Below are 4,451 nucleotides of genomic sequence, written 5' to 3' on the forward strand. Positions count from 1 at the left end.
GAAATAAAATACTTAGCTGTAGTAGAATCTGCATTGAAACCAAAAGCAGTTTCCAGAATGGGCGCTACTGGTTTATGGCAATTTATGTACCATACCGGGAAACAATACAAATTAAATATTGATACTTATGTAGATGAACGCAGCGATGTTTTAAAAGCCAGTGATGCCGCAGCCAGATATATGAAAGGTATGTATGAAATTTTTAACGATTGGGATCTGGTTTTGGCATCTTATAATTCTGGGGCTGGAAATGTAAGCAAAGCCATTCGACGCTCTGGCGGATTGACCAATTATTGGAATATTAAGAAAAATTTACCTCGCGAAACACAAGGCTATGTTCCAGCATTTATTGCAACTATGTATATTTTTGAGTATCATAAAGAACATGGAATCAAACCAGAAAAACCATTAATCAACCATTATGCTACGGATACTGTTGCCATTCAAAAGCAAATGACTTTTAAACAAATTTCTGATTTGCTAGATATACCAGTTACCGAAATTGAATATCTAAATCCATCTTACAAACGAAATGTGGTTCCTGGGAAAACAAATACCATTAATTTTTTGAGATTGCCAGTGAATAAAGTAGCACTATTTACATCCAACGAAAATAAAATGTATGCCTATGCCAATTATGAATTCAACAAGCGTGAAAAGGTAATTGTAAGAACCAAAAAAATCAAAGACACAATTCAGAAAAATATTTCGATTGATAATGCATTGGCTGGAAATACTACAAATCCTAAAAACCAATATTACAAAGTAAAACGTGGCGATCACTTGGGTGATATTGCTCAGAAATATGGTGTAACAATGTCGGATATTAAGCGTTGGAATAATATGCGTAATAATACTGTTCAACTCGGTAGAAGACTTAAAATTCAAACGGAGCAAGAAATTGTTGAAGTTCAAAAACCAGAAACTTTAGTTGCCGAAGTTAAAAAAATCACATCCAAAGAGTCCAAAATTGAATTGGCTTCTTTAAAACAAAATAATATTTCGAAAGAATATACTGTGCAAGCTGGAGACAATTTATTTAGTATTGCTAGAGAAAATAAAATTAATGTGGCCGATTTGAAACGCTGGAATAATTTAGCAGAAGAAGCTAATAATGTTTATACTGGAGATGTTTTAAAGGTTTCTGGTGATAGTTCTGCTAAATTGGAAACTGTAATTGTATCTAAACCTAAAACTATTTATTACACGGTTCAAAAAGGTGATAATTTATCTGAAATTGCTACAAAAAATAATGTTTCTATGTCAGATTTAAAAGACTGGAATAACTTGAAAGATTCAAACGTAAGGCTAGGAGAGAAGCTTAAAATTGAAACTACCTCAAACGCAGTGGCTGAAAAATCAAAAAAAGAAAGTTCAAACACAGAAAAAACCAAAACTTACACTGTAAAAAGAGGCGATTCATTGTTTAGTATATCTTTAAAACACAACACTACAGTTTCTCAAATTAAAAAACTAAATGGTGGAAAATTAGAAAAACTATTGCCAGGAATGAAAATAAAAATAAACGGTTAAGCCGAAAATAAACTTTTAAAGTTTTAACTTTGTGCATCCTAACAAAATTGGATGCACTTTGTATTTAAAACAACTCTTCCCATGGAATTATTATTCAAAACAAAACCTTTTGATCAACTTTCAACTACCGAATTATATAATATTTTAAATCTTAGGAACGAAGTTTTTGTATTGGAACAAAATTGCGTTTATCTTGATACAGATTTTAAAGATCAAAAAGCCGTTCATGTTTTAGGATATTATAATGATGAATTAGTTGCTTATTGCAGACTATTTAAAGGTGGCGATTATTTTGAAAATGCTTCGCTTGGAAGAGTAATTGTGGCTCAAAAACACCGTGACAAAAAATGGGGTAATAATTTAATGGTTGAGGCCATTTCGCAGATAGAAAGCCATTACAATCAAAAAAACATTACTATTTCTGCACAATTATACCTTCAGAAATTTTATGAAAGTCATGGTTTTATAACTACTTCAGAAAGCTATTTGGAAGACGATATTCCACATATTGAAATGAAACGCGTTGTAAACTAAATTTTTATAAGAAAGCACAAATAGGGCAATGATTGTTTATTCATCATTGCCCTTTTTTTGTTAATGCTGCGAAGTCAGCGACTTTTGACCATACATAGTTTGATTGCGCCCAAGCTTTGTTCGATTGCGCCCAAGCTTTGTTGGCTTTTAAAAAACAATATTAAATTTAAGGTTTATAAAATCATACACTCGAGTTTGCCCATATTCATAGAATGTTTTTTCTGCGAGTTCCTGAACATCGGAGGTGGATAAATAGGCAATGATGTTGCCATTTTCCCTGTTAATGGTTTGTCCTATTTCTGTAAGGTTGAACACTTCAAAATTTATACGGGTTACCGATGGATAGTTTTGCATTGTGTTTCCGCAGGAATCATTAAAAGTGATTCTTCCTTTTTCTAAACTTATAGTAACGTGGGCATCGTTTTTTGTGTTATTTAAGGTAAAAAAATCTTCTTTGCCTGATATATTTATTTCGTCTATGATTTTGTACATGTTTTTTTTGGTTGTATTTATAGTTGGTTTTATAATGTTGCTGCGAGGTCGGGAGACCATCGCAGAGCTAGCCGTTCTTTTGGAACACTTTGGAGAGCTGGGATTCTTTATTTTCCAAAAAACTTTCCTGCAATATCATTTGGCATTGTTGGCGAAGAATCTTCCTTTAAAAGTCCAGTGTCGGCCCTACTAAATAATGACTGCATTATTAAACTTCTATCCTTTTCATCCATACTTCCGTCTTTAATTAATGCTAAATATACATACGTAAGTTGTTCTCTCTCCTCAGAATCTCTTGATAAATGAAATGAACTAAAAGCAATTTTATTTAATGCCCTAATTCCATAAGTTAGAAATGCTATAAAAGTTACATAGATAACTGACCATTTGATTGCGCTTGCTTGACCATTCATAAAACTTAATAACATTCCTTCTGGAGTTAACCAAAGTAAACAATATAATGTCAGACAAGTAAATATAATCATACTTATCAACCAATATATTGCTGTCCAACCTTCTTTTTTTAATGCAATCGCTCGTTTACTCCAATATTCTGCTGGTTTTTGTAATCTTAATTGTTCTTGGTAAGTATTTTCTAAATCAATTAATCTTTGTTTTGATTCAATATCAAAACTATCAAAATCTGTTTTTGATATTTCAAACCATTCGGTAAATAATAATTCTTTAGCTTCTTTAAATTTATCTATAGCTTCAGAGTATTCTTCATATTTTCTATTTGTATTTGATAAATGTTCAACAATTTCATTTTCAGATTTTGATAAATATTTATTGAAATCATTTCTTATATTACTAATGGAAGATTTCTCTGCATTTCGTCTCGACGAAATTTCAGTATGATCTTTCATTGTAAATTCATAGGCAAGTTGAGTTCCTACATAATAATTTTTAGTATTTATTATATTTGAATTCAATTGATTGGTAATGTAATAAAAAGCTCCTGTTACAGAATTGGGCAAATTTTTATAAACGGAAATTAAAAATTCAGATTCGGGACAATTGTATGTTAAAGGATAACGACTAAGATTATTGATTTGACTTATTACATTGTTCCAATAACTATCTAAAGTATTATTTTCTTGGTCGAAATAGGATTCTACAAATTGAGAAATAGAATCTTTAATTGCAATAAAATAATTTTTTGAAAAATGTAATTCCTCAGGAAGATTTGAGGATAGGGATTCCCAACCGTTTATTTGTTGGATTGAAAATTCATACATTGAACTTACTCCCTTAATTTCTGTATTGAAATTAATATATGTGAAACTTATTCCTTGAGTTTTATTTATGAACCATTCTTTGCTTCTGGAATCAGCTATTATTTTTTTTAATTCGGTTGTAGTCATTGGTTTTTTTGATTTTTTGTGACATTTAAAAGTTCTCCTATACAAACTTTTGGATTTATTTTAGTGTAGCTGACTTTCACTTCATTGTAACAGGAATTCTAATTTAGAAAATTCATTATCATTCATTTCTTTTTGACCAATAAGCTTTTTCTGTTTTATAGTCAATTTGCCATAGGTATTAAAATTTTTAATATTAACTACATTGTTTTTAATGGTGTAGTTATATTCGGTTTTTTGTAATACATTATTTTTATAATCATTCTCCATTTCTTTTGGTGTACAATATGCTTTTGTGATGTAGGAAACTTTAACTATATTTTTTTCAAATTCTAAAATACAAAAATTATAGATCATACAACCGCCACCATTTTTAAATTTTTCGCAACTCGCACTAACTTCTGCTTTATATTTTTTATCTGCTAATGTATTTTGACTAATACAAGAAATGCAAAGCATTAAATATACTAGGGTTGTTATTTTTTTTAACATCAATTACTTTTTAAAAATAATTTCTTTTTCACCATGCTT

The 4,451-nt window shown here is 30.0% G+C and carries 5 protein-coding genes; 2 read left to right on the top strand and 3 right to left on the bottom strand.

The window, feature by feature from the left end; all coding sequences use genetic code 11:
- Positions 1-1,533 (top strand): LysM peptidoglycan-binding domain-containing protein (locus RMN92_RS10300; protein WP_309609363.1); only part of this gene is annotated, 1,533 nt, incomplete at its 5' end.
- A gap of 81 nt (positions 1,534-1,614) precedes the next feature.
- Positions 1,615-2,067: a GNAT family N-acetyltransferase gene (locus tag RMN92_RS10305; RefSeq protein ID WP_309609364.1), complete on the top strand. Its 453-nt coding sequence runs from the start codon at positions 1,615-1,617 to the stop codon at positions 2,065-2,067.
- 147 nt (positions 2,068-2,214) lie between these two features.
- Here RMN92_RS10305 and RMN92_RS10310 read toward each other — a convergent pair whose 3' ends face one another.
- From RMN92_RS10310 to RMN92_RS10320, 3 genes are all read right to left on the bottom strand, one after another.
- Positions 2,215-2,559 carry a hypothetical protein gene (locus RMN92_RS10310; RefSeq protein ID WP_309609365.1) on the bottom strand — a complete coding sequence of 115 codons (345 nt, stop codon included), beginning with the start codon at positions 2,557-2,559 and terminating at the stop codon, positions 2,215-2,217.
- Between the two features lie 107 nt (positions 2,560-2,666).
- Positions 2,667-3,923, bottom strand: a complete 1,257-nt coding sequence (locus tag RMN92_RS10315) for a DUF6161 domain-containing protein (protein ID WP_309609366.1) — start codon at positions 3,921-3,923, stop codon at positions 2,667-2,669.
- Between the two features lie 81 nt (positions 3,924-4,004).
- Complete coding sequence (locus RMN92_RS10320; protein ID WP_309609367.1) at positions 4,005-4,412, bottom strand: hypothetical protein; 408 nt, start codon at positions 4,410-4,412, stop codon at positions 4,005-4,007.
- Between the last annotated feature and the right edge of the window lie 39 nt (positions 4,413-4,451).

Origin of the sequence: Flavobacterium sp., from assembly GCF_031363805.1 — a bacterium.
GTDB lineage: Bacteria > Bacteroidota > Bacteroidia > Flavobacteriales > Flavobacteriaceae > Flavobacterium.